A 26,197-nucleotide genomic window follows, 5' to 3' on the forward strand; every position below is an offset into this window, starting at 1 on the left:
AGCACGTGTTCCGATACCCCACCCCGACGCTCGCCGCCGAGTCGGGGTACGCCATCGCCGGCGATCGGTTCGCCATCCTCCTCGGATCGGGCGTCGCCGAGGGTGTCATCGCGCGGCTGTGGAACTCGGCCGTCGCCGACACGGCGGTCCTCGAGGACGTCCTGAGCGTGCTCGTGGCGGGCGGCATCCACGACCTGCCCGACTTCGCGATCGCGGAGTTCCCCGACGACGACGCGCAGCCGGTGCGCGTGGCCGTCCGCGGCGCCGCCATCGTCGAGACCTCCGATCGCACGCGCGTGTCCGGGGCCGATGCGCGGACCTGGATCGAGACGGCGCTCGCGGGGGCCGTCGGCATCCGTCTCGCCCTCGACGCCGGCGCGACGGGCGGCGACCTGCTGCCCCTCGGGCTCGGGGTCACCCGCGCCGACGAACTGTCGTGGGGGCGCCCCTTCCCCGCGGGCCGCGAGCCCGACGCCGAGGTGACGCCCGCCGCCGAGGGCGAAGAACCCCCCGGCACCCTTGCGCCCGTCACCGTCGCCGTCCCCACGATCACGCCGCCCGTCCGGCCCGCACCCGCAGCGCCCGCTCAGACTCCCCGCGACGAGGAGATCGACGTCCTCCAGACGATCTCGGTCGACCGCAGCCTGTTCGCCCGGCTCTTCGAGGACGACGACGAGCTCGAGCTGCCCGACTTCCTGCGCGAGGACGACCAGCGCCACGACGGCGGGGACCTCCCCGACGAACGCACCCTCTTCGGCTCGCGTCGCGCCGCAACCGGGGCGGTCTACGGCCTGCGCCTTCCCGGCGGGCGGACGGTCCCCCTCGACCGGCCCGTGATCCTCGGGCGCGGCCCGCGGCAGGCCGGTCACGCCGGTGCGCGCATCGAACGCGTCTCCTCGCCGCACAAGGAGATCTCGGGCACGCACCTCGAAGTGGTGCTCGACGGGACGACCCTCGTGGTCCGCGACCTCGACTCGACGAACGGGACGATCGTGCGTCCGCCGACGGGCGCCGCGGCGCTCCTGCGCGGCGGCGCGGCGTCGCGGGTGCCGCTCGGGACCGAGCTCGACCTCGGCGACGGCGTGACCGCGGTGTTCGATGTGCTCGACCCCTCGACGGCGGGATGACCGACCGCGTGTCCCACAGGCTTCCGTCCACGCCACCCGGTCTCTCGGGGTTCACGTACGTCCGTCCGCTGGGTGCCGGAGGTTTCGCCGACGTCTTCCTGTTCGAGCAGAACCTGCCGCGGCGCCCGGTGGCCGTGAAGGTCCTCCTCGAAGACGTCGTCGACGAGAACGTGCTGCGCATGTTCAACGCCGAAGCCGATGTCATGGCCCGCCTCAGCGCCCACCCCTCGATCCTCACGATCCACGAGGCATCCGTGTCGGCCGACGGACGCCCCTACCTCGTGATGGAGTACTGCCCGACCTCGCTCACCCACCGCTACCGGCGCGAGGAGATCCCCGTCGCCGAGGTGCTGCAGCTCGGGGTGAAGATCGGCTCCGCACTCGAGACCGCCCACCGCGCCGGGCTCCTGCACCGGGACATCAAGCCGTCGAACATCCTCGTCACCGCCTTTGGGTCGCCCGTCCTCTCGGATTTCGGCATCGCCGCCGCCGTCGAGGCCCGACCGGATGCCGAGGAGGTGTTCGCGATGTCGGTGCCGTGGTCGGCGCCCGAGATCGTCGACGAGCGGGTCTCGGGTTCCATCGCGGCCGAGGTGTGGAGTCTGGGCGCCACCGTGTACTCGCTGCTCGCCGGCCGCAGCCCCTTCGAGCGCTCCGGCCGCGGCCAGAACACCCGCGACCAGCTCAAGGCGCGGATCCGCAAAGCGGTGTACACGCCCGTCGGTCGCCCCGACGTCCCCGCCGAGGTGGACGCCGTCCTCGCCCGCGCCCTGAGCCGGGACCCCGCCGCCCGGCATCCGTCCGCCGCGGCCTTCGCTCACGACCTGCAGCTCATCCAGCACCGGATGGGGCTCCCCCACACTCCCCTCGAAGTCGCCGTCGACGAGTGGGCCGCAGCCGGGGCGACCGTCGACTTCGCCGATGACCGCCTGCGCGGTCCGGTGCGTCCGAGCGTCGCGTACGAGTCGGCCCGGCCCGCGCGTCGCAAGTCTGCCCCTCCCCGTCGCCCCGACGAGGGCACCATCCTCGCGGGCGCCGAGCCCGCGCCGCGGCTGAGTCGCACCGCCGCGATCGCCCTGGCCGTCGGCGCGGGCGTCGCGCTCACCCTGGCGGGCGCCGCCACCACGTTCTTCCTCCTCGGCGGAGCGGGCTGAATGGCAGGCCTGCCCCGGGAGCGACCCCGCATCCGCCGGTCCACGTGGATCGGCGTGGGTGCGGTCACCGCCGTCGTCGCGGTGGTCGGCACCCTCGCGGTCGTCTGGCCGGGATACGACGCGCAGCAGACGCCCGTCGACGATCCGACGGTCTGGGCGCTGCAGACCGGCGCCGGGAGCGGGTACGCCCGGGTCAACCTAGACCTCGGCGAGGTCGACACCGTCAAGCAGGTGGTCAACGGGACGCAGGTGGCGCAGACCGCCGACCGGCTGTTCGTCTTCAGCGAGGGCGGCTCGGCCTACTCCGACGTCGACCTCGCCCAACCCGCCGACCTCACCGGCGAGGATGAGGACGCCTCCTCCCCCACACCGGCCGGAACGGTCGACATCGTCTCGGCGGGCGACGCGATCGCCTACCGGACCGAGGGCGGCGGCGTCTTCGGCGCGACCCTGTCCAGCGGCGGCGCGGTCTCGCCGATCGATCCGTACGCCGACGTGGACCGGGACGCGAACGAGCAGGGTCCCCGCTTCTCGGCATCCGCGGTCGCCGTCGACGCCGACGGCGTCGTGTACGCCTACTCGGCGCCCGAGAAGGTCGTCGTCCGGGCCGAAGCGGCCACGGGGCGCATCCTCGGTCAGGATCCGACCCCGATCGCCCCCGTCGACGCGCAGCTGAGCGCGGTCGGCGGTCGCTGGGTGCTCTACGACGTCGCGACGGGTGACGTCGCCGTGGCGGATCGGGACGACGTCGTGTCGACGACGCCGGCGACCGGGGCGCTGCTGCAACGGGCCGCGACGAGCGGAGACGCGGCCGTCATCGCCGATCCGACCGGGATCACGCGCGTGCCGCTCGACTCCGGCGCCGCGGATCGGCCGCTCGAATCCCCCGGGCTCGGCACACCGGCCGTGCCGACTCCCTCCGGCGGGGCGGTCTCGGCTGCGTGGCTCGGCGACGGCACCGGCGGCGGGACGCTGTGGTCGAGCGCAGCCCCGACGCAGAGCACGCCTCTGGACTACGCCGGCGCCGACATCGGCGACGGCGTCGATCCCGTGTTCGTCGGCAACGGGTCGCGCCTGGCGCTGAACGACCGCGGATCCGGCTGGGTCTGGCGTGTCCCCGACGGTGCGCTCATCCCCTCTTCGCAGCAGTGGCGCGTCGAGGACACGAGCGAGGCCGTCCCCGACACCGACGACCCCGTCGAACGGGTGCTCGACCCCAAGCCGCCCGTCGCGGTCGACGACGAGTTCGGGGTGCGCGCCGGTTCCGTGGCGCTCCTGCCCGTCCTCCTCAACGATCACGACCCCAACGAGGACGTCCTCAGCATCGACGCGGGCGGATTCGACGGGGTGGACGCCGCCTTCGGGTCGGCGACGCTCACCGGCGCCGAGCAGCAGATCGCCCTCGACGTCGCCCCGGACGCGACCGGCACGACCACCTTCCGCTACCGCGTCACCGACGGCACTTCGGCCGGCGGGCGCCTCTCGGAGTACGCGACCGTGACGGTGCGCGTCGTGCCCGAAGAGGACAACGCGGCACCGGTCTGGTGCGGGGTGCCCGGATGCCTCGCCACCTGGCCCACGCTCTCGGTCGCCCCCGGCGGCACGGTCTCGGCCGACCTGCTCCGGGGCTGGGTCGACCCCGACGGCGACCCCGTCTACCTCTCCGGCATCGACGGAGCCCCCGCGGTGGGGACCGCGACGACGTCGCCGGAGGGCGAATTCACCTACCAGCATCCCGATCCGAGCGCGACGGACGCCGCCGGCATCCCGGTCGCGGTGGTCGTCTCCGACGCGCGGGGAGCGACGACGACGCAGACGGTGACGGTGCAGGTCACGCCCGCGCCCGAGCTGTCGGCCGAGTCGTTCGCGGTGAACGGTGTGGTCGGCGAGCCGCTCGACGTCGACCTCACCCCCTACGTCACCGGGGCGTCGGGACCCCTCACGCTCGGCTCGCTCGTGGCTCTCGACGCCGACCGCGTGAGCGCGACCCCCAACCCCTCCGCGCTGCGCATGAACGTCGTGGCGAACGAGCCGGGCTCCTACGTCGTGCAGTACTCGGTGCGAGACGGTGTCGGCGAGGCATCCGCCATCGCCCGCGTCACCGTCCGCGCACCCGAGGACACCGTCGTGACGACACCGCCGCTCACCGCGTTCGTCCGTCCCGGCGAGGACGCGACGATCGACGTCGCGTCGGCCGCGGCGAACCCGGCCGGCCTCGTGCTGCTCCTCGACGACATCCGACCCGACAGCGACCCGACCGCGTCGCTCAGCGTCGATCTCGTGGGGCAGAGCCTCCTGCGGGTCAGTGGGACGACCGACGACGGCACACCGGGACGCCTCGGCGTCGTGCGCTACCGCCTGAGCGACGGCGGGACGGATGCCGCCGGTGCCGAGGGCGAGCTGACCGTCATCCTCCTGCCGGCCGGCTCGGCCGAGCAGCCGATCGCCGTCGACGACGCCGTGACGGTCCGCGGCGGGACCCAGGTCGACATCCCCGTCCTCGACAACGACCACACGCCCACCGGGGCCCTCATCGCGATCGACCCGTCGTCGGTGGTCAACGAGACCGGCGGCGGCCTCGCGTTCGCCTCGGGACGCGTCCTGCGCTACCTGGCGCCGCGCGCGGCGGGTACGTACGCGCTGACGTACACGGTGTACCGGTTGGGCTTCCCCGAGGTGACCGACACGGCGCGGGTGACCGTCACCGTCACCGGCGGCGACGAGAACCGCGACCCGGTCCCGCGGACCCTCGTCGGGCGGGTCGTCGCGGGCCAGTCCGTCACGATCGGCTTCGACCGGTTCGCCGTCGACCCCGACGGCGACGACGTGTCGCTCGACGCCATCACGACCCAGCCCGCCGAGGGATCGGCGACCATCTCGGCCGACGGCCAATCGATCGTCTACACGAGTCGCGAGGGCGTCTCGGGTCAGGTGCGCTTCGGCTACCAGGTGAAGGATGCCCGGGGCCGGACGGGCGTCGGCGAGGTGCGCGTCGGCGTCATCGCCCGTCAGAGCGACCCGAGCCCGGTGACCTTCAGCGACTACGTGCAGGTGCAGGCGGGCGCCGAGAGCACGGTCGTCGTCCGGCCCGCGGACAACGACGTCGATCCTTTCGGCAGTCCCTTGGAACTCGGCGACGTCGTCCCGAACGCCCCCGCGGACAGCCCCGAGTACGCGGCGCTGGCCGGCCGGGTGAGCGTCGACGACGGCGCGGTGACGGTCACGGCGGGCACCGCCCTCGGCACCTTCTCGTACTCGTACGAGGTCTCCAACGCGGACGGCGACACCGCCATCGGTCTCCTCGTCGTCAAGGTCGTCCGTGACCCGGTGCCCGATCATCCGGTCGTCTCGGACACGGTGCTGACGATCGAGGACCGCGACCGGTTCACGACCGGCGTCGACGTGCTGACCGGCCATGTCGCGTGGGATGCCGGCGACGTCGCCGGGCTCACCCTGCGGCTCTGGGGCGACCCCGGCGACCTCGAGGTGTCGGGGCGGAGGATCTCGGGCGAGCTGCCGACGCGCACCCGCCTCATCCCGTTCGAGGTCAGCGGCACCGCCTACGACGGCAGCGAGGTGACGACGTACGGGTTCCTGCGCGTGCCGGGGACGGACGAGATCCGCCTCACCCTCCGCGCCGGCGTCGAGCAGCTCCGCGTCGCCGAGGGCGAGAGCGTCGAAGCGGACGTCGCCGACCTCGTGGTCCTGCCCGAGGACGGGGCCCTCGTCCTCGACCGCGACGGCACCAAGGCCGGCGGTGCGCGCAAGGACGCCACCTGCCGTGTCGTGTCGGGCACCGTCATCCGATACACCGCGGGGAAGGGCGCCCCCTGGTCCGATTCGTGCATCGTGGCGGCACGCCTGGCCGGCCAGGACGAGCCCACCTATCTGACGCTCGCTGTCGCCGTCGAGGCCGAGACGCCGCAGCCGTCGCTGCGGAGCGCGTCGCTCGGCGTCCGTCCGGGCCAGACGCAGACGTACGACCTCACCCGGATGGTGCGATGGGCCGGCGTCGCCGACGAGGACGCCCTCCGCTTCGACGTCGCCTACTCCGGCAACCAGTTCGAGGTGACCGCCGACGGCGCCGCCCTGACCGTCACCGCCGTCGACGAGGCCCGTCCCGGACGTGAGGAGGAGGTGACGGTGTCGCTGCCGAGCCACCCCGACGCGAGCGCGTCGAGCCTCGTGCTCACGGTCGGCCCCTCCCCCTCGTCGCTTCCCCGCGGCGGATCCGCGGTGAAGACCTGCTCGCAGTCGGACGGGCAGTCCTCGTGCACGATCGAGGTCGTCGGAGCCGACGGCGAGGTCAACCCGCTCCCCGGCACGCCGCTCCGGGTCGTGGCTGCGTCGAGCGCCGGCAACTGCGACGGCGTCCGGTTCTCCCCCGCCGGCGACCGCACCGTCCGAGCGAGCTGGAGTACGGATGCCGAGGGCGCGGCGCGCTGCGCGGGCACCTTCGTCGTCGAGGACGCGCAGGGGCGCCAGTCGAGCGGCGATCGCAACGGCTCCGTCGTCCTCGACCTGCGCGGTCTGCCGGCGAGCCCCACCCGCCTCGAGTGGACCTCGTACACCGACGACGCCGTGACCCTGCGGGTGACCTCGGATGCCGGTTCCTACCCGGGCGTCGAGGGGTACCGCATCACGACGGGAGGACGCGAGGTCGCCACCTGCCCGGCCTCCGGGGTGTGCGCGCCGATCTCCGCCCCGGTGGGCGAACAGCGCGTCTACGAGGCGCGTGCGGTCAACGAGGTGGGCGCCTCGCGCGGCACCGTGCGGACGACCGCGTGGGCCTACCGTCCGCCCTCCCGCCCCGCCGCCGCCACGTTCACGCCGGTCCCGAACGGACGCGACGGCGGAGTAGCGACCGTCACCGTGACCGGGCTCGACGACACGACCGGCAGCGTCCGCCTGGCCGGCGGAGTCGCCGGAAGCGCGACGCAGGCCGTCCGCGGCGGGACCGCCACCTTCACCGGCTACCGAGTCGGCTCGAACGACCCGAAGACGCTGACGGCGACGCCGCTGACGGAATTCGACCTCCCGCCCATCGCCGGAGGGTCCACCGAGGGGCGATCACTCGAGCTCCGCGCCCACGGCGTCGGTGCCCCGAGTATCGAGCTCTCGCAGACGACCACGACGGACTCGCTGACGGTGACCGCACGGGTGACGGCCGAGAGCGCCGGCACCGTGGCGCTGTTCGGCTTCAGCGAGGTGTCCGCCGCGGAGTGCAGCCCGGACTCGCGGGACGCCCGACGCACCTTCGCGGCGCGCGCGTTCGAACGCAAGACGGTCTACGTCTGCGCGACGAGCACCTTCGACGGCCAGGACGGCTTCGGCGTGACCTCCGACGCGATCACCGCCCGCCCGACCGGGAACGTCGCCGCGCCCGAGCCGATGACCTACACGGTGTCGACGACGCCACGCGGGGATCAGGCCTCCGGGTTCACGTACGCGGCGAGCGCGGCCAGCGACCCCGGCCGGCCGCCGTTCGAGGGAGCGACGCTGCGGTACCGACTGAATGATCAGCTTCGGGACTCCTTCGAGCCGCGCCCCAACAGGCCCGACGACCGGTGGACCGCGGAGTGGTGCGACACCTTCCTCGGCGTCGTCGGTGAGTGCTCCGACCGGACACCCATCGTCGCGGCACGCGGAAGCGCGGGTTGGCCGGTGTACGTGGCCACGGACGACGTGCCGCGGTGCCGGTCGGACGAAGAGGTGTCGGACTGGTTCCCGCGGAACATCGGCACCGACGTCGCGACGGTGCGGAAGACCGTGATCAACGGAGACCTCGGCCCGCAGCGTGTCGAGTACACCCTCGGGTGGACCGGCGCCCTCCGCGCGCTCGATCCGATCACCGTCAGCGTCGACTGCCGTCAGATCACGCCGCCGCCGCCCGAGACGGAGCCGCCGGCATCCCCCGACCCGACCGAGACCACCCCGCCGGCTCCCTGAGCGGCGCGGCCCCGAGACCCCTTCCCCGAGAGGAACACGATGACGATCACCCAGGAGCAGAGCGCCTGGTTCGCCGAGACCTTCACCACGCTCGTCGACAACGTGGAGCAGGTCGTGCTCGGCAAACGGCACGTGATCGAACTCGCGTTCACCACGATGGTGTCCGAGGGTCACCTCCTGCTCGAGGACTACCCCGGTACCGGCAAGACGTCGTTGGCGCGCGCGATGGGGCGATCGGTCCAGGGGACGGCATCCCGCATCCAGTTCACCCCCGACCTCCTCCCCGGTGACGTCACGGGCATCACGGTGTACGACCAGCGCCGGGGCGAGTTCGAGTTCCACCAGGGGCCGATCTTCGCGAACGTCGTCCTCGCCGACGAGATCAACCGCGCATCGCCCAAGACGCAGTCGGCGCTCCTCGAAGTGATGGAGGAGGGTCACGTCACGGTCGACGGCGTCACGCGGGACGTACCCGTCCCGTTCCTCGTCGTGGCGACGCAGAACCCGGTCGAGCAGGCCGGCACCTACCGGCTCCCCGAGGCGCAGCTCGACCGCTTCCTGCTGAAGACCTCGCTCGGCTACCCGGATCGCGCCGCCACGATCCGCATCCTCGAGGGCTCCGGCGATGCGACGCGGGAGGTCTCCCCCGTCATCACCCCGCAGGGGATCGTCAGCATGGCCGACATCGCCCGCGGCGGATACCTGAACCCGCTCGTCCTCGACTACATCGCGCGCGTGGTCGACGCCACCCGCCTCGCGCGCGAGGTGCGGCTGGGGGTCAGCGTCCGAGGAGCACTCGCGCTCACGAAGGCGTCGCGCACGTGGGCGCTGGCCCACGGCCGCACCTACGTCACCCCCGATGACGTCAAGGCGCTCGCCGTGCCCGTGCTCGCGCACCGTCTGATCCTCGACCCCGAAGCCGAGTTCGACGGCGTCACGGCCGAGGCGGTCATCGGGCAGGTCCTCCTCGACGTCGTCCCGCCGTCGGGCGAGCGTCTCGACGAACGCGGTCAGCGAGAGAACGTGTGAGTTCCTCCACCGAGTCCCGCCTCACCCGCACCTTCGCCGCGACGGGATACACGCGCACGGGCTACGGCTCGGCGCCCGCCACGACGCGCCTGGCGGTACGGGGGGTGCGCGGATGGCGGCGGCTCCGGCGCGCGAGCGCGCGGGCGGCGCGGGGGTTCGCCGAGACCGTGGCACCCGCGGGGTGGATCGTCCTCGCCGTCGCGGTCATCGGACTCGCGTGCGGCCTCGCCCTCGGCTGGCTCGAGTTCGCCGTGGCGGGCGGGGCGGCCGTTCTGCTCCTCGCGCTCTCGGTTCCGTTCCTGTTCGGTGCGCGCGCCTACGAGGTGACCCTCCGCCTCGAGCACGACCGCGTCGTCGCCGGGACGCCCGTCGAGGGTGCCCTCGTCGTCGCCAACGTCGGTCGGCGCGTCGCGCTCCCCGGCCGGGTCGACCTGCCCGTCGGCGACGGCCTCGTCGACGTCGCCGTGCCGCTGCTGCGCCCTGGCCACGAGACCAGCGAGGATGTCGCGATCCCGACCCTGCGCCGCGGCGTCATCACCGTCGGCCCCGCCCGCACCGTGCGCGGGGACCCCCTCGGCATCCTCACCCGTGAAGCGACCTGGCAGGAGACCCGCACGCTCTACGTGCACCCCGTGACGACGGCGTTGCGGAGCACCGCGACGGGACTCATCCGCGACCTCGAGGGGAGCCCGTCGAGGACGATCGTCGACGCCGACTTCTCGTTCCACGCGCTCCGGCCCTACGTCCCGGGCGACTCACCGCGCCAGGTGCACTGGAAATCCACGGCGAAGACCGGCGCCATGATGGTGCGTCAGTACGAGGAGACCCGCCGCTCCCGCATGATCCTCGTTCTCGGACTCGGCGGCGACGAGTACGCCGACGACGACGAGTTCGAACTCGCCGTCAGCGCGACCGCGTCGATCGGCGTCCGGGGGCTCCGCGACGGACGGGACGTCGACGTCGTCGCCGGCGCGGAGATCCCCGAATTCGCGCGAGGCCGCATGCGGACGTTCCGCACCCTGACGACGATCTCGTCGCGGACCCTCCTCGACGACCTCGCCGCCATCGGTCGGGGGGAGAACCCGAGCCCGCTCCGCGAGGTCGCCGCGCTCGCGGCCGGGCGCCATCCGGATGCGTCGATCGCCTTCCTCGTCTGCGGATCGACGCTGACGCCCACGCAGCTGCAGAGCGCCGCGCTCGCCTTCGGTTCCGAGGTGGCCGTCGTCGCCCTCGTGTGCGACCCGACGGCGGCTCCCGGCATCCGGCGCCTGGGGAGCATGACCGTCATCTCGATCGGGCTCCTCGACGACCTGCGACAGATGCTCGCGAGGGGTGGGCGATCGTGACCGTCCCCCTCCGCCGCGACGCCCGCCGCCCGCTCCCCGCACCGTCGCGGGCGGGCTTCTTCATCGGCCAGGCGATCGTCCTCGACCTCGTCCTCGCCGTGGGAGCGGTCGCCGCATGGCCGATCTACCGGAGCACCGCGTTCATCGTCGCGGTGACGGCCGGGATCGTCGCCGGTCACGTCGTCGCGGCCATCGGCACCCGCTGGCGCTGGTCGGGATGGTGGGTCGCCCTCACCGCGCTGGGCGCCTACGTCGCGCTGGGCGTCCTCGTCGCGGCATCCGGTTCGCTGGCTTCCCCGGGCGCGGCGCTCCGCGCCCTCGTCGACGTCGCGACGGCGCCCGTCACCGGGTGGAAGGACCTGCTCACCCTCGACCTGCCGCTCGGCGCCTACCAGGCGACCCTCGCGCCGACGCTCCTGCTCTTCCTCGCCGTCACCGTCACCTCCCTGTCGATCGCGTGGCGCGCGAAGACGGTGTGGATGCCGGCGGTCGCTGTGGCGCTCATCCCGACCGCGTTCGGCGTGGTCTTCGGCGCCCGCACCCTGGCCGCGCCGCTGCGCCTCGGCGCCGTCCCCCTCCAACCCGAGACGCTCGTCGGGGCGGCGTCCGTCGTCGCAGCTCTCGTCGCGGTCGTCTGGCGGACCGCCCACGACCGGCGCCGCGCTCTCCGGACCGCGGCCGACGCGACCGGGATGCGTCGCGGCCCGACCGCCCGGCGGCGCGGCACCGCCACCCGCGCGGCGACCGCCGCGGGGATGGTCGTCGTCGCGACCGCCGCTGCGGCCGTCTGGGGGCCGTGGGCACTCGCGGGGCAGCCGCGCGAGGTGGCGCGGGCGGCGGTGGCACCGATGCTCGAACTCGAGCGCGCGCCCAGCCCGCTCGCGGACTACCGCGCGTCGTTCGCGGACGATCGCTACGACCAGGTCCTGTTCACGGTCGCCGCTCCCGAGACGATCGACCGCGTGCGCCTCGCGACCCTGCCGTTCTACGACGGTCGCACGGTGCGCGCGATTGATCCGGATGCCGGCCCCACCGACCCGGCGACGGCGTTCACCCGCGTGCCCTCGAGCCTCGGCGGCGACGGCACGGCGAGCGTCTCGGTCCGGATGGGAGCGGGCGCGGGCATCTGGGTCCCGACCGTCGGCAGCCTCCGCGCCATCGCGTTCGACGGGACCCGGGCGACGGACCTGTCCGATGGGTTCTTCCACAACGCCGCGACGGGCGCCGCGATCGAGCTCGCCGACCCCGGTCTCGGCGAGGGCGACGCGTACCGGCTGTCGGTCGTCCCGGACGGCCGGGCCGAACCGGTGGCATCCCTCACCCCCGCCCGGAGCGGACCGTCCCTGCCCGCCGACGTCGTTCCCGCCTCGCTCGTGGAATGGATCGAGGCGCAGGACGCGGGCACCGGTGGCGCCGCTCTCGACACCCTGGTGGAGCGCCTGCGCGCCCGGGGCTATCTCAGCCACGCCCTGCAGGTGCCGACCGGTGACACCCCGTCCTGGCTGGCGGACCTCGGTGGCAGCGGGTTCCAGTCGTCGCGGGCGGGTCACTCGGCAGACCGCATCGGGACGATGTTCGCGCAGCTGCTGACGCGCGAAGCCGAGGCGCCGGGCCGCTCCGATGCGGAACTCGTCGCCGCCGTCGGCGACGACGAGCAGTTCGCCGTGGCTGCCATGCTGATCGCCGATCAGCTCGGCTTCGAGGCGCGGGTCGTCGTCGGCACCCGTCTCACCTCGGCCGAGGACCTGCCCGTCTGCGAGGACGGCTCGTGCCGCGTCGGCGATCTCGCTGCGTGGATCGAGGTGCAGGATGCCGCCGGCCGGTGGGTCCCCGTCGATGCGACGCCGCAGCACGACAGCTTCCCCTCGCCGGATGTGCAGCAGCGGCGGGACCCCGAGAACCCGACGGACGTCCGCCGCGACGAGGTGGACACGGTGCTCCCGGCCGATGCCTCTCCGTCCGACGGGGACCTGCCGGACGAGCAGGCGCCCACGGACGAGACCGACCTGTCGGCGGTGTGGGCTGCCGTCCGCATCGGTGGCGTGTCGCTGCTCGCGGTCATCGTCCTGATCGGGCCGCTCGTGACGGTCCTGGCGGTCAAGGCCGTCCGCCGACGCAACCGGCGGCGGCGCGGCGACGTCGCGGAGCGCTTCACCGGCGGCTGGGAGGAGTACGTCGACACCGCGGTCGACCACGGCTACCCCGCACCGGCCCACCTGACGAGGCAGGAACTGGCGAGCCTGTTCGCCGGCGGGGCCGACGAGGCGCCGGGCAGGCGGTTGGCCGGCTGGGCGGATCGGTCGGTCTTCGACGTCTCGCCGCCGAGCGCAGCCGAGAGCGAGGAGTTCTGGCGGATCGTGGCCGCCGAGCGCACCCGGTTCGCCGGGGAGAAGGGTTTCTGGGCGCGGCTCGGGGCGCGGCTGTCGCTGCGCTCCCTGCTGCCGCGCAGACGGGCCGCCCGCAGATAGGGTGTGCGATGCGGGACCGAGGGAAGTCGGAGAGGGACGAGGACAGATGTTGAGCGTGACGACGGCGAACCCGCTGGCCTCCATCGGCGATGCCGCCGGGACTGTGGGAGGCGCCCTCGCGGTGTCGCTCCTCGGCGTGCTCGTGCAGCTCGTCCTGCTCGCGGCCGTGTACGTCTGGACCTCGCTCGCCCTGGCCGCCGTGTTCCGCAAGGCCGGTCTCCCGAGCGGTCGCGCCTGGGTTCCGGTGCTGAACATATGGATGCTCTTCGAGCTCGCCGGCATGAAGGGGTGGTGGGCGGCGGTCATCGTGGGCGGCGGCCTCCTCACCGCCATCATCTCCTCGGTCGCAGGATCGCTCCTGCTGCAGTCCGCCCAGGAGGCCGCGTTCGGCGGCGGCGGCGATGGAGCGGGCGCGATCCTGGCGGCATCCGTCGTCCCGACCCTGCTGTTCCTCGTCTTCCTCGCCGGCGTCGTGATCCTCCTGGTGCGGATGATGGGCCCCCTGAACCGTGGTTTCGGTCGCGGCGGCGGGTTCGTCGCCCTCGGTGCACTGCTGCTGCCCGTCTGGGCCTCGGTGATCGGGTGGGGAGCGGCGCGCTGGCAGGGGCTGCCGCAGAAGGGCCTGCCCCCGACGCCGTTCGCGGCGGAACCTGTCCCCGTCGACACCCGCGGCGTTCCCGCCGACACGTCAGGGTTCGCGCCCCCGGCCCCGACCTCAGCACCGGGGCCCGGGACGCCGGCCGCGGCATCCGTCCCGGTCCATCCCTGGTCGCCGCCTCCGCTGGCTCCGGTCGCCGCCCCCGTGCCGGCGCCGGCGGCGCACGCCGCTCCCCCGGCGGCACCCGCCGCTCCCCCGGCGGCGCCCGCGGTGGCCCCGGGCGAGCAGACCGAGCTCGAGGAGCACACGGTCCTCGCGGCGCACCGCCGCCCGGCGGCGTCCTTGCGTCTGCCCACCGGACAGACCGTCGCCCTCACGTCCGACACCATCGTGCTGGGCCGCAACCCCGCACCGCCGTCCGATGCCCCCGAGGCCCAGCCGATCGCGATCGACGACACGACCCGGACGGTGTCCAAGACGCACGCGCTGCTGCGGCGGACCGGCGACGCCTGGACGATCACCGATCTCGCCTCGACCAACGGCGTGGTCGTCGGCACGAGCGACACCGAGATCACCGTGGGCACCCCCGTCCCCCTTGCCGGCCGCTTCCTCCTCGGCGACGCGGAGCTCACCCTCGACGCAGGATCGCGATGACCCCCACCACCGGACCGCTCCCTCCCTTCGACGTCATCAGCGGCGCTCTCACCGACACGGGCCTCCGCCGTCGCGTGAACGAGGACTCGCACCTCGCGAGCTTCCCCGTGTTCCTCGTCGCCGACGGCATGGGCGGCCACGAGGCGGGCGATCTGGCATCGGCCGCGGTCATCGACGCGTTCCGGGACTTCGTCGGTCGGAGCGACGTGGCACCCGAAGAGGTCGCCGAGGCCGTCCAGGGCGCGCACCGGTCGGTGCAGGAGATCGCCCGCGGCACGACGCGCGGCGCCGGATCGACGCTCACGGGCGTCATCGCCGTGCAGCAGAACGGTGAGAACCGGTGGCTCGTCGTGAACATCGGCGACTCCCGCGTCTACCGCCTCCTGTCCGAGCGCCTCGAGCAGCTCACGGTCGACCACTCGATCGCGCAGGAGATGGTGGATGCCGGTCGCCTCGCGCGCGAGGACATGGCGACCTTCGAGGGGCGCAACGTCATCACGCGTGCCGTCGGCGGCGAGCGCAGCCCGGCCGACTTCTGGCTGCTGCCGGTCGTCACGGGAGAGCGGCTCCTCATCTGTTCGGACGGCCTGTCGGGAGAGATCACCGACGAGGCGATCCGCGCCGGACTGTTGACGGGCGCCTCGCCCGCCCAGACGACGGGAGCGCTCATCGCGCAGGCGCTCGCGCACGGCGGCAGGGACAACGTCACCGCCATCGTCATCGACGTGGTGGGCGGCGGCATCCACCCCCGCCTGGAGGACACGACGGGCGGTCTCGTCACGAGCGAACCGGCCACGGGCACGATCGAGGTCGAGACGGTCCCCTCGCGCCGGAGGCGCCATGACTGACCCGATCGACGACCCCACGCGTCGCGCCGACCGGGCGGACCGACGGGGCGGGACACGCGTGCCGGACAGCGAGCCCGACGACCTGACGCTCTTCGCCGCGCGTCGGGTGCCGGACGACGAGACGCTCCTCGCGGCACGCCGCGCCGACGACGACGACGACACACGCCTCGCCGAGCGGCGGGCGGACGAGACGGTGGTGGCCGAACGCCGCACGGGCGAGGACACACGCGTGACCGAGCGCCGCGTCGTGCGGGATGCCGGGTCCCCGGCGGTCGCGCACGGGCGGGCCGACACGCCCCGCACGGCCTCGTCGCCGGGCATCCTGGTCTCCGGCGCCGTCTACGCACCCCGACGTTCGGAGCCGGCGCCGCAGGTCGTCCGCGCCCCGCTCTCGCCGCCGACCGGGCAGGATCGCAGGACGCGCCGACGTGCCCGACGGGGCGGCGTCGTCGCCGTCGTGATCGGCGGAGCCGCCGTGGTGGCGGGCGCCGTGTGGGGAATCATCGTGATCGTCCAAGGGGGAATGTGATGGCGGAAGACATAGAGATGACGGCCGAGACCGACGCCGCCGAGCTCGGCATCGAGTTCTGCGGCGAATGGTTTCACCCGACGCCCGGAGAGACCTTCTCGATCGGACGGGACGCCGACCTCGTCATCGACACGAACCCGTACCTGCACCGTCGCCTGCTCGAGATCGAGTCCTCGCAGGGCATGTGGTGGCTCACGAACACGGGCCGGTCGATCTCGGTGGCCCTCGCGACCTCGGATGGGGCGTACCAGGCGATGCTCGGACCGGGGACGCGCGTGCCGCTCGTCTTCCCCGAACTCGTCGTCATGTTCACCGCCGGCGCGTTCACGTACGAGTTCACGATCCGCAACGGCGCCGCGCGCTTCACGGGTCGCGCGGTGGAGCTGGACGGCGACAGCACGGACGGCGGGACGACGATCGGGGCGGTCCCCCTCACGGCCACCCAGCGCCTGCTCCTGATCGCCCTTTGCGAGCCGATCCTGCGCGGCGGGATGATGGGCTCGAGTCAGATCCCGACCTCCGCGAAGGCGGCGGAGCGGCTCGGCTGGCCGCTGACGACCTTCAACCGCAAGCTCGACAACGTGTGCGACAAGTTCGACCGCGAGGGGGTGCAGGGCCTGCGCGGCGGCGCCGGGAAGCTCGCCACCAACCGCCGCGCGCGCCTCGTCGAGCACGCGGTGCTCTCGCGTCTCGTGACCGCAGCGGACCTGCCGCTGCTCGACGAACCGCAGAACTCCGACCGCTGAGCCGCACCGCCGGCGGGGCCGGGCGACCGCCGGCATCCGCCCGCGCGATACCATCGAAGGCTGTGTCCGCACCCGCCCCCGTCATCTCGTATCCCCCGGAGCTGCCCGTCAGCGCCGCGCGGGACGAGATCTCGCGCGCCATCGCGGAGAACCAGGTCGTCATCGTCGCCGGTGCCACCGGCTCGGGCAAGACCACCCAGCTGCCGAAGATGTGCCTCGAACTCGGCCGCACCCGCATCGCCCACACCCAGCCCCGCCGCATCGCGGCCCGGTCGATCGCCGAGCGTCTCGCGCACGAGGTGCAGGTGCCCCTCGGCGGCGCGATCGGCTACAAGGTCCGATTCACCGACGAGGTGACCGAGGCCACGCAGGTCACGCTGATGACCGACGGCATCCTGCTCAATGAGATCCACCGCGACCGACTGCTCCGCCGCTACGACACGATCATCGTCGACGAGGCGCACGAGCGGTCGCTGAACGTCGACTTCCTGCTCGGCTACCTCGCCCGCATCCTGCCCGAGCGTCCCGACCTCAAGGTGATCATCACCTCGGCGACGATCGACCCCGAGAGCTTCGCCGCCCACTTCGCGGCGACAGGCCCGGACGGCGAGCGCGTCCCCGCCCCGATCATCGAGGTCTCCGGCCGCACGTACCCCGTCGAGATCCGCTACCGCGCGCACGACGAGGAGTCCGAGGACGACGTCGACGGCCTGCTCGCCGCCCTCCGCGAACTCGACCGGGAGCCCGACGGCGACGTCCTCGTCTTCCTCCCCGGGGAGGCCGAGATCCGCGACGCGATGGATGCCGTCCGGGGCCTCTACGCGAAGGACGCCCGCCCCACCGAGGTGCTGCCGCTGTTCGGCCGACTCTCCTCGGCCGAGCAGCACCGCGTGTTCGAGCCGTCCGCGGTCGCCGGCGTCCGGCGGCGGATCATCCTCGCCACGAACGTCGCCGAGACGAGCCTCACGGTCCCCGGCATCCGCTACGTCGTCGACACCGGCACGGCGCGCATCTCGCGCTACAGCGTGCGCTCGAAGATCCAGCGGCTGCCGATCGAGGCCATCTCCCAGGCCTCCGCGCAGCAGCGCTCCGGACGCGCAGGTCGAACGTCGGCGGGCATCGCGATCCGTCTGTACGGCGAGGACGACTTCGCCGCGCGCCCCGAGTTCACCGAGCCCGAGATCCTCCGCACCTCGCTCGCCTCGGTCATCCTGCAGATGCTGTCGCTCGGCTTCGGCGACGTCACCGAGTTCCCGTTCCTCACGAAGCCCGACAGCCGCGGCGTGAAGGCGGCCGTCGAGCTGCTCACCGAGCTCCGCGCCGTGGGCGGGCGCACCGGCGCCCTGCGCCTGACGAGCCTCGGCCGCCGCATCGCGCGGCTGCCGATCGATCCGAGGTTCGCGCGGATGCTGCTCGAGGCCGAGAAGCTGGGCGTCTCGCGCGACGTGCTCGCGATCGTGTCGGGACTGTCGATCCAGGACGTCCGCGAGCGTCCCGAGGAGCGCCGCGAGGAGGCCGACCGTCTGCACGCGCGCTTCGTCGACCCGACGAGCGACTTCCTCACCCTGCTGAACCTCTGGAACCACCTGCGCGAGCAGCAGCGAGAGCTCGGCTCGAGCGCCTTCCGGCGCCTGTGCCGCAGCGAGCACCTCAACTACGTCCGCGTCCGCGAGTGGTTCGACGTGCACCGTCAGCTCTCGACGCTCTCCCGTTCCGGTTCGCCGAAGGATGCCCCTCGTCAGGCGTCGGGAGCCGCCGACCCGGATGCGCTGCACCGCGCGATCCTGTCGGGACTCCTCTCGCACATCGGCATCCTCGACACCCGCTCGGTCACGACCGACCCCGCGAAGAAGAACGCGCGCAAGCCCCTGCCGCAGTACCGCGGCGCCCGCGGCGCGTCGTTCGCGGTGTTCCCCGGGTCGGGCCTGCGCAAGGCCTCCCCCGACGCCGTCATGGCCGCCGAGCTCGTCGAGACGTCGCGCTTGTTCGGTCGCACCGTCGCCGCGATCGACCCCGCGTGGGCCGAGGATCTCGCCGGCGACCTCGCGAACCGCAGTCTGAGCGACCCGCACTGGTCGAAGGATGCCGGCGCTGCCGTCGCGGCCGAGAAGGTGACGCTCTTCGGTGTCGAGATCATCCCGCGCCGCCGGGTGCAGCTGGCCCGACGGGACCGCGACCTGGCGCGGGAGCTGTTCCTGCGTCACGCCCTCGTCGAGGGCGAGTGGAACAGTCAGCACCTCGACAAGCGCCTCACCGCGTTCGAGCGACGCAACGGCGAGCTCCGCCGTCAGCTCGAGCGCATCGAGGAGCGGGAGCGACGCCGCGACATCCTCGTCGGCGACGAGGCCGTGTACGCCTTCTACGACGCACGCGTGCCGCACGACGTGTTCGACGTGCGCTCGTTCGAGACATGGTGGCGCGAGACGCAGCCCGCCACCCCGAAGCTGCTCGACATGACCGAGGCCGACCTGCTCGGCGAGTCCGCTCGGACCGACGAGCGCGACTTCCCGACGCGCTGGCGTCAGGGCGACCAGGTGCTCTCGCTCGCCTACCGCTTCGAGCCCGGCGCCCCCGACGACGGCGTCAGCGTCGTCGTCCCGCTCGCCCTGCTCGCACAGCTGCGCCCCGACGGCTTCGACTGGCAGGTCCCCGGTATGCGGGACGAGCTCGTCACCGGCCTCATCAAGGCGCTCCCCAAAGCGATCCGCAGGCACGTCGTCCCCGCCGCCGACTGGGCCACCACCCTCGGCGACGAGCTGCGCGGGTCGGGGCCCGAGGACACCGACGGGCTCCCGGCATCCACTCTCCGCGCAGCCCTCGCCGCACGCATCCAGCGCATCGCGCATCAGCCGGTCACCGAGCGCGACTTCGACCTCGAGAGGGTCCCCGCCCACCTGGGCGTCTCGTTCCGCGCCGTCGACCAGCGCGGACGCACCGTCGGGTCGTCCCGCGACCTGCGCGAGCTGCAGGACCGACTCGCCGGCCGTGCCCGCGAGTCGGTCGCCCGCTCGCTCGCGCCGAAGCGCGGGCCGCAGCCGGCGGCATCCCCGACCGCGGCCGTCGCCGCCGCGAGCGCTCCGATCGAGCGCACCGGCATCACGACGTGGGACGTCGGGGATCTACCCGAGGTCGTCGACACGAAGGTCGCGGGAGGTGTCGTCCGCGGCTACCCGGCCCTCGTCGACGCGAAGGACGGGGTGTCGCTGCGCATCGAGGCGACCGCCGAACGCGCCGCCGAGCTCACCCGCGCGGGCGCCCGGCGTCTGCTGCTGCTCGCGGTGCCCTCTCCCACCGCGTACGTCATGGACCACCTGACGGCGCCCGAAAAGCTCGCCCTGGCAGCATCGCCGTATCCGTCCGCCAAGGCGCTCATCGAGGATGCCCGGGTCGCCGTCGCCGACGCTGTCATGGGCGACGCGGTCATCCGTACCGAGGCTGCGTTCACCGCCGCTCGCGACGCGTTCTCCGCTCGGGTCGTCGACGAACTGTTCCAGACCGTGTCGCTGGCCGCCCGCATCCTCACCCTCCAGCGCGACGTCGAGCGCGCGGTGAAGAACCAGAACTCCATGACCCTGCTCGCCGCACTCGGCGACGTGAAGGGCCAGCTGGCCGGCCTCGTCCACCCCGGGTTCCTCTCGCGCACCGGGGCCGCACGCCTCGCGCACCTGCCCCGCTACCTGCAGGGTGCGAAGGAGCGCGTGGACGGACTCGCGGACAACCCGGGCCGCGACCGGCAGCGGATGACCGAGTACGAGCGCGCTGCGGCCCTGTTCGCGGATGCCGGGGGCACCCTCCCGTTGCCGGCCGGCGCGCCCGCACGCCTCGAGCACGCCCGCTGGCTGCTCGAGGAGTTCCGGGTGAGCCTGTTCGCCCAGCGCCTCGGCACCGCCGAGCCCGTGTCGCTGCAGCGGATCTCGAAGGCGCTGGCGGGCTGAGTCAGCTCTTCCGCAGCAGGTCGCGGTAGAACCCGATCCCCCGCAGCCACGAGCCCACGCGGATCCGCTCATCGTGCGAGTGCAGCGCCTCGCGCTCGCCGCGCGTCAGGTGGAACGGCGTGAAGCGGTACACGTGGTCGCTGATCGCCGTGAACCACCGGCTGTCGCTCGCACCGAGCTGGATGTAGGGCGTGGGGAGGACGTCGTCGCCGAGCGCCGAGCGGGTCGCAGCGACCAGCCGATTCCATGCGGGACCCGACCACGGCGACACCGGCGACGGATCGGATGCCGAGACCACCTCCACCTCGACGAGCGGATCGCCGACGACCCGGCGGATGCGGGCTTCCGCCGAGGCTGCGGTGTCGCCCGGAAGCAGGCGCACGTTGACGCTCGCCCGCGCCGACGTCGCGAGGACGTTCGCCCCCGTCGCCCCGGAGAGCTCGGTCACGACGGCGGTGGTTCGCACCAGCGCATTGAGCTCGGGCCCGAGACGCGGGAAGACCTTCACGAGCAGCCGCCCGGTCAGCCCGATGCTCGCGAACACCCGGCGGAGTGGCCCTGTCGTGTGCGGCGCGACCGTCTCGAACATCGCCCGCACCGGCGGCACGATCCGCGTCGGGAAGGGACGGCGGTGCAGGCGCAGCACGGCCCGCGCGAGTCGCGCGGTCGCGGGATCGCGGGGCGGCGTCGAGGCGTGACCGCCGAGCTCGCGGGCGGTGAGGTGCACGGTCATCACGCCGCGCTCGGCGACGCCGATGACGGCGGTCGGGACGGTCACTCCCGGCAGGGCTCCCTCCACGACGGCGCCGCCCTCGTCAAGGACGAGCGAGGGGCGGATGCCGCGGCCCCGCAGCACCTCGACGATCGCCTGCGCACCGTCGCCCGCGACCTCCTCGTTGTGCCCGAAGGCGAGGTAGACGTCGCGTTCGGGTGTGAACCCCTCGGCGACGAGGGACTCGACGGCTTCGAGGACGGCCACGAGCGAGCCCTTGTCGTCGACCGCGCCGCGGGCGTGGACCTCGGCCGCGTCGCCGGACCCGACGACCTCCGCCGTGAACGGGTCGTGCGTCCACTCCGCCGGGACGACGGGGACGACGTCGATGTGCGCCATGAGGACGAGCGGGGATGCCGCATCCCTCCCGCGCCAGCGGTACAGCAGGGAGTACTCGGCGACGACCTCGCGCTCGAGCGACGCGTGCAGGTGCGGATAGAGCCGCGCGACGGTGTCGTGGAAGTGCAGGAACGCCGTGCCGTCCGCATCGGGATCATCGGGGTCGAGCGACACCGTCGGGATCCGCAGGAGCTCGCGGAAGCGGTCGAGGGCGGCGTCGGGAGTCGTGACCACGAGTCGACTCTAGGTCGGGTGGACCCCACCCGCCGATAGGCTCGGGACATGACCGCACTTCGATGGGGAATCCTGGCCACCGGTGGCATCGCGCACGCCTTCACCGCCGACCTGAAGACAGCCGGCCTGACGGTCACCGCCGTGGGCTCGCGCCGCACGGAGTCGGCGCAGGAGTTCGCCGCGCAGTACGGCATCCCCCGCTCCTACGGGTCGTACGACGAGCTCGTCGCCGACCCCGAGGTCGACATCGTGTACATCGCGACGCCGCACAGTCACCACCTCGCGTGCGCGGCCCTCGCCCTCGAACACGGCAAGCACGTGCTCATCGAGAAGCCCCTCACCCTCGACGCCGACCAGGCCGTCGCGATCCGCGATCTCGCCGCCGATCACGGCCTGCTGGCGATGGAGGCGATGTGGACGCGGTACCTGCCCCACATGGTGCGCCTGCGAGAAGTCCTCGCTGCCGACGTCATCGGCGAGGTGCGGGTCCTCAGCGCCGATCACACGCAGAACCTCCCCACCGACCCCGATCACCGGCTCAACGACCTCGCCCTCGGCGGCGGTGCACTCCTCGATCTCGGGATCTACCCCGTCTCCTTCGCCTGGGACGTCCTCGGCGCGCCCGCCGAGGTCCTCGCGACGGCGCAGCTGGGTGAGACGGGCGCCGACACCGATGTGGCGATCGCCGTGCGTCACGCCGCGGGCGGGGTGTCCTCGCTCCTCACGTCCATGCGGGGTGCCGGCGCCAACGCCGCGCAGATCGTCGGGACGAAGGGTCGCATCGAGATCGACGGCGTCTTCTACGCACCGACGTCCTTCCGCGTCTTCGATGTCGACGGCGCACTCGTCGAGGAGTTCCGCACCGAGATCGACGGTCGCGGCATGCAGTTCCAGGCCCTCTACGCCGAACGACTCATCGCCGAGGGGCGCACCGACGGCGACCTGCTGCCGATCGACGAGAGCATCGCCATCATGGGCACACTTGACGAGATCCGACGTCAGATCGGCGTCGTCTACCCGCCTAGCTGACGCGGATCAGGCCGGGTCGCCGAGCTCCCGGCGACGTCGGGCGAGGTCGGCGCGCAACCGCTCCTCTTCGATCTCGCGTTCCAGGTCGGCGAGCTGCTGCTCGGTCGACCGGGCGTCGGACGCGCGCGTCGGCGCTGCGGGGGGCTCGGTCGCCCACGGCGCGAACTGCGGCGCCCGGCGCACCTCGCGCTGCGGGTACTCCCTGCCGATCGCGAACCACAGCACGGTGCCGAGGAACGGCAGCAGGATGACGACGAACAGCCACACCGTCTTCGGCATGTGCTTCACGAGGCTCTGGTCCCGCGTGATGATGTCGACGAGCGCGAAGATCATCCCCGCCAGGACGAGGAGCGAGATCACGAAAGGCATGGGCCAGAGTCTATGAGTGGGCGGTGAAACGCCGCATCCCCTCTTCCACGGGGGAGAGAGGGGATGCGGGTCGACGATCCGAACGGATGGATCAGCCGGTGGTCAGCGCACCGATCAGGCCGCTGACAACCATGTAGATCCCGACGGCGCCGCCGCAGATCCACATCGTGATGCGCGCCGTCGTGACGCGGGGCCGCTCGAGGTCGGACGCGGTGTTCGACGTCTTCGCCATGTCAGTGACCGGCCCGTCGCTTGTTGTAGACATCGAAGGCGACGGCGAACAGCAGCACGAGTCCCTTGACCGCCTGCTGCCAGTCGATGCCGATGCCCATGATCGACATGCCGTTGTTGAGCACACCGATGATGAGGCCACCGATGATGGCACCGCCGATGGTGCCGATACCGCCCTGCACCGCCGCGCCGCCGATGAAGGCGGCCGAGATGGCCTCGAGCTCGAAGCCCTCGCCCGCCTTGGGGCCGGCGAGGTTCAGTCGCGCCGTGAAGATGAGACCGGCGAGAGCGGCGAGGACGCCCATGTTGACGAACAGCCAGAAGTCCACGCGCCGCGTCTTGATGCCCGAGAGCTCCGCCGCGTGACGGTTGCCGCCGATGGCGTAGATGTGGCGGCCGAAGACGCTGCGGTTCATGACGATGCCGTAGACGAGGACGAGGACCGCCAGCACGATGAGCGTGACGGGGATGCCCTTGTACGAGGCGAGGGCGAACGTGAACCAACCGATCACCACGGCGATGAGAGCGAGCTTGACGATGAACCACAGCAGCGGGTCGACGTCCTGGTCGTACTTCTGTCGTCCCAGCCGGGTGCGCACCTGCTGGACGGCGAGGGCGATGATGGCGACGCCACCGACGACGAGCGTGAACACGTCGGGGTCGGACTCGCCGAACAGACCGGAGAGGAACCCGTTACCGAGCGAACGGTACTCGGTCGGGAACGAGCCGATGTTCTGGTTTCCGAGGACGACGAGAGCAAGGCCCCGGAAGATCAGCATGCCGGCGAGGGTCACGATGAAGGCGGGGATGCCGACGTAGGCCACCCAGAATCCCTGCCAGGCACCCACGAGGGCGCCGATGAGCAGCGACAGGATGATCGCGACGCCCCACGGGAGTCCCATGTCGACGGCCAGGACGCCGGATACGGCGCCGATGAAGGCCGCCACGGAGCCGACGGACAGGTCGATGTGACCGGCGATGATGATCATCACCATGCCGATGGCCAGGACGAGGATGTACCCGTTCTGGACGACGAGGTTCGACAGGTTCTGCGGGCGCAGCAGGATGCCTTCGGTCGTGATCGCGAAGAGGACGACGACGGCGATCAACGCGATGAAGATGCCGTTGCGGCCGAGATCGGACAGGACCGTCGTCACCCAGCGGGTGACCCGGTTCTCGGGCGGATTGATGCCGCCGCCGGCGGCGGTTTCCGGGGTTGTGGTGGTGTTCGACATGTGTGTCTCCTGCCCCGTCAGCGGGGCTTCTCCATGGTCATGAGCTTGAGGACGTGTTCGGGGGTGGCGTCACTGATGGGCACCTCGCCGGTGATGCGACCCTCTGAGAGTGCGTACACGCGGTCCGAGATACCGAGGAGCTCAGGCAGCTCCGACGAGATCACGATGACGCCCTTGCCTGCCGCCGCGAGCTTGTTGATGATCGTGTAGATCTCGTACTTCGCTCCGACGTCGATCCCTCGCGTCGGCTCGTCGAGGATCAGCACCTCGGGATCCGAGTAGATCCACTTCGAGAGGACGACCTTCTGCTGGTTGCCGCCCGAGAGCTTCCCCGTCTTGGCGAGCACGGTCGGCGCCTTGATGTTCATGCTCTTGCGGTACTGGTTGGCGACGGCGAACTCCTCGTTGTCGTCGACCAGCCCCGCTTTCTCGAGCTTCTTCAGGGATGCCACCGAGATGTTGCGCTTGATGTCGTCGATGAGGTTCAGGCCGTAGGTCTTCCGATCCTCGGTCGCATACGCGAGGCCGTTCGCGATCGCTTCCGAGACGGTGCGCGTCCGGATCTCCTTGCCGCGCATGAAGACCTTGCCCGAGATGCGGGTGCCGTAGCTGTGGCCGAACAGGCTCATCGCGAATTCGGTGCGACCGGCGCCCATGAGGCCGGCGATCCCGACGATCTCCCCCGCACGCACCGTGATCGACACGTCGTCGACGACGACGCGGCTCGGGTCCTGCGGGTGGTGGGCCGTCCAGTTCTCGACGCGGAGCAGCTCGTCGCCGATCTGCGGTTCGTGGTCGGGGTAGCGGTGCTCGAGGTCACGGCCCACCATGTCCTTGATGATCCGGTCCTCGGTCACATCGGTCTTCGCGATCGTCTCGATCGTCTTCCCGTCGCGGATGACCGTGACGGTGTCGGCGACCTTCTTGATCTCGTTGAGCTTGTGGCTGATGATGATCGACGTGATCCCCTCCTCGCGGAGGCTGAGGATCAGTTCGAGCAGGTGGTCCGAGTCCTCGTCGTTGAGAGCGGCCGTGGGCTCGTCGAGGATGAGGAGCTTGACCTCCTTCGACAGGGCCTTGGCGATCTCGACGAGCTGCTGCTTGCCGACGCCGAGCTGGTTGACCTTCGTCGTCGGGTTCTCGCGCAGACCCACGCGCTTGAGGAGCGCGGCGGCCTGGAAGTTCGTCTGGTTCCAATCGATCAGTCCGCCGGCTCCTCTGCGCTCGTTGTTGAGGAAGATGTTCTCGGCGATCGACAGGTACGGGCTGAGCGCCAGCTCCTGGTGGATGATGACGATGCCGCGCGCTTCGCTGTCACGCAGGTTCTTGAATTCGACGACGTCGCCGGCGTAGTGGATCTCGCCGTCGTAGGTGCCGTGAGGGTAGACGCCCGACAGGACCTTCATCAAGGTCGACTTGCCGGCGCCGTTCTCGCCGCAGATGGCGTGGATCTCGCCGCGCCCGACGGCGAAGTTGACGTTCGAGAGCGCCTTCACGCCCGGGAACGTCTTGGTGATGCCGCGCATCTCGAGGATGGTCTCGGTCACGATCTCCGACTTCCGTGGTGGGGGGATGGGATGCGTCGGCGGCGGGCGGACCCGCCGC

At 72.2% G+C, this 26,197-nt stretch carries 17 protein-coding genes; 12 read left to right on the plus strand and 5 right to left on the minus strand.

Annotated features, from left to right (window positions below; all coding sequences use genetic code 11):
- The first annotated feature begins 5 nt into the window (after positions 1 to 5).
- The 11 genes from BLR68_RS02235 to hrpA all read left to right on the plus strand — a co-directional run bounded on the left by BLR68_RS02235 (position 6) and on the right by hrpA (position 20,383).
- Positions 6 to 1,127 carry an FHA domain-containing protein gene (locus tag BLR68_RS02235; protein WP_018188400.1) on the plus strand — a complete coding sequence of 374 codons (1,122 nt, stop codon included), beginning with the start codon at positions 6 to 8 and terminating at the stop codon, positions 1,125 to 1,127.
- Positions 1,124 to 2,281 carry a serine/threonine-protein kinase gene (locus tag BLR68_RS02240; RefSeq protein ID WP_018188401.1) on the plus strand — a complete coding sequence of 386 codons (1,158 nt, stop codon included), beginning with the start codon at positions 1,124 to 1,126 and terminating at the stop codon, positions 2,279 to 2,281. Before BLR68_RS02235 ends, BLR68_RS02240 begins: the two co-directional genes overlap by 4 nt.
- The gene (locus BLR68_RS02245) at positions 2,282 to 8,230 is read left to right on the plus strand and encodes an Ig-like domain-containing protein (protein ID WP_051082851.1); all 5,949 of its coding nucleotides are present in this window, start codon (positions 2,282 to 2,284) and stop codon (positions 8,228 to 8,230) included.
- A 39-nt stretch (positions 8,231 to 8,269) separates the two neighbouring features.
- Positions 8,270 to 9,259, plus strand: coding sequence for an AAA family ATPase (locus BLR68_RS02250; RefSeq protein ID WP_018188402.1), 990 nt, complete (start codon positions 8,270 to 8,272; stop codon positions 9,257 to 9,259).
- Positions 9,256 to 10,605 carry a DUF58 domain-containing protein gene (locus BLR68_RS02255; protein WP_018188403.1) on the plus strand — a complete coding sequence of 450 codons (1,350 nt, stop codon included), beginning with the start codon at positions 9,256 to 9,258 and terminating at the stop codon, positions 10,603 to 10,605. The genes BLR68_RS02250 and BLR68_RS02255 overlap by 4 nt, the downstream gene beginning before the upstream one ends.
- On the plus strand, positions 10,602 to 13,073 hold the full coding sequence (locus BLR68_RS02260) for a transglutaminase domain-containing protein (protein ID WP_018188404.1): 2,472 nt from the start codon (positions 10,602 to 10,604) through the stop codon (positions 13,071 to 13,073). Before BLR68_RS02255 ends, BLR68_RS02260 begins: the two co-directional genes overlap by 4 nt.
- A gap of 55 nt (positions 13,074 to 13,128) precedes the next feature.
- The gene (locus BLR68_RS18155; RefSeq protein WP_256335295.1) at positions 13,129 to 14,325 is read left to right on the plus strand and encodes an FHA domain-containing protein; all 1,197 of its coding nucleotides are present in this window, start codon (positions 13,129 to 13,131) and stop codon (positions 14,323 to 14,325) included.
- Positions 14,322 to 15,173: a PP2C family protein-serine/threonine phosphatase gene (locus BLR68_RS02270; RefSeq protein WP_018188405.1), complete on the plus strand. Its 852-nt coding sequence runs from the start codon at positions 14,322 to 14,324 to the stop codon at positions 15,171 to 15,173. The genes BLR68_RS18155 and BLR68_RS02270 overlap by 4 nt, the downstream gene beginning before the upstream one ends.
- Positions 15,166 to 15,702: a hypothetical protein gene (locus BLR68_RS02275; protein ID WP_018188406.1), complete on the plus strand. Its 537-nt coding sequence runs from the start codon at positions 15,166 to 15,168 to the stop codon at positions 15,700 to 15,702. Before BLR68_RS02270 ends, BLR68_RS02275 begins: the two co-directional genes overlap by 8 nt.
- A 17-nt stretch (positions 15,703 to 15,719) precedes the next feature.
- On the plus strand, positions 15,720 to 16,448 hold the full coding sequence (locus BLR68_RS02280; protein ID WP_018188407.1) for an FHA domain-containing protein: 729 nt from the start codon (positions 15,720 to 15,722) through the stop codon (positions 16,446 to 16,448).
- Between the two features lie 62 nt (positions 16,449 to 16,510).
- The gene (hrpA, locus tag BLR68_RS02285; RefSeq protein ID WP_018188408.1) at positions 16,511 to 20,383 is read left to right on the plus strand and encodes an ATP-dependent RNA helicase HrpA; all 3,873 of its coding nucleotides are present in this window, start codon (positions 16,511 to 16,513) and stop codon (positions 20,381 to 20,383) included.
- A 1-nt stretch (position 20,384) separates the two neighbouring features.
- On the opposite strand, the gene BLR68_RS02290 is transcribed toward hrpA, so the two are convergent.
- Positions 20,385 to 21,728 carry a M20/M25/M40 family metallo-hydrolase gene (locus tag BLR68_RS02290; RefSeq protein ID WP_018188409.1) on the minus strand — a complete coding sequence of 448 codons (1,344 nt, stop codon included), beginning with the start codon at positions 21,726 to 21,728 and terminating at the stop codon, positions 20,385 to 20,387.
- A 48-nt stretch (positions 21,729 to 21,776) separates the two neighbouring features.
- On the opposite strand from BLR68_RS02290, the gene BLR68_RS02295 reads away from it, so the two are divergent.
- Complete coding sequence (locus tag BLR68_RS02295) at positions 21,777 to 22,757, plus strand: Gfo/Idh/MocA family protein (RefSeq protein ID WP_018188410.1); 981 nt, start codon at positions 21,777 to 21,779, stop codon at positions 22,755 to 22,757.
- 6 nt (positions 22,758 to 22,763) lie between these two features.
- Here the strand turns inward: BLR68_RS02295 and BLR68_RS02300 are convergent, their stop codons facing one another.
- The 4 genes from BLR68_RS02300 to mmsA all read right to left on the minus strand — a co-directional run bounded on the left by BLR68_RS02300 (position 22,764) and on the right by mmsA (position 26,139).
- Complete coding sequence (locus BLR68_RS02300) at positions 22,764 to 23,126, minus strand: PLD nuclease N-terminal domain-containing protein (protein WP_018188411.1); 363 nt, start codon at positions 23,124 to 23,126, stop codon at positions 22,764 to 22,766.
- Between the two features lie 91 nt (positions 23,127 to 23,217).
- Positions 23,218 to 23,358 carry a hypothetical protein gene (locus BLR68_RS17905; RefSeq protein WP_018188412.1) on the minus strand — a complete coding sequence of 47 codons (141 nt, stop codon included), beginning with the start codon at positions 23,356 to 23,358 and terminating at the stop codon, positions 23,218 to 23,220.
- A 1-nt stretch (position 23,359) separates the two neighbouring features.
- Complete coding sequence (gene mmsB, locus BLR68_RS02305) at positions 23,360 to 24,592, minus strand: multiple monosaccharide ABC transporter permease (RefSeq protein WP_018188413.1); 1,233 nt, start codon at positions 24,590 to 24,592, stop codon at positions 23,360 to 23,362.
- Between the two features lie 17 nt (positions 24,593 to 24,609).
- Positions 24,610 to 26,139 (minus strand): multiple monosaccharide ABC transporter ATP-binding protein, encoded by a 1,530-nt coding sequence (mmsA, locus tag BLR68_RS02310; RefSeq protein WP_018188414.1) that lies wholly within the window; start codon positions 26,137 to 26,139, stop codon positions 24,610 to 24,612.
- Positions 26,140 to 26,197 lie beyond the last annotated feature (58 nt).

The sequence above is a fragment of the Microbacterium sp. 77mftsu3.1 genome, from assembly GCF_900100525.1.
Lineage (GTDB): Bacteria > Actinomycetota > Actinomycetes > Actinomycetales > Microbacteriaceae > Microbacterium > Microbacterium aquilitoris.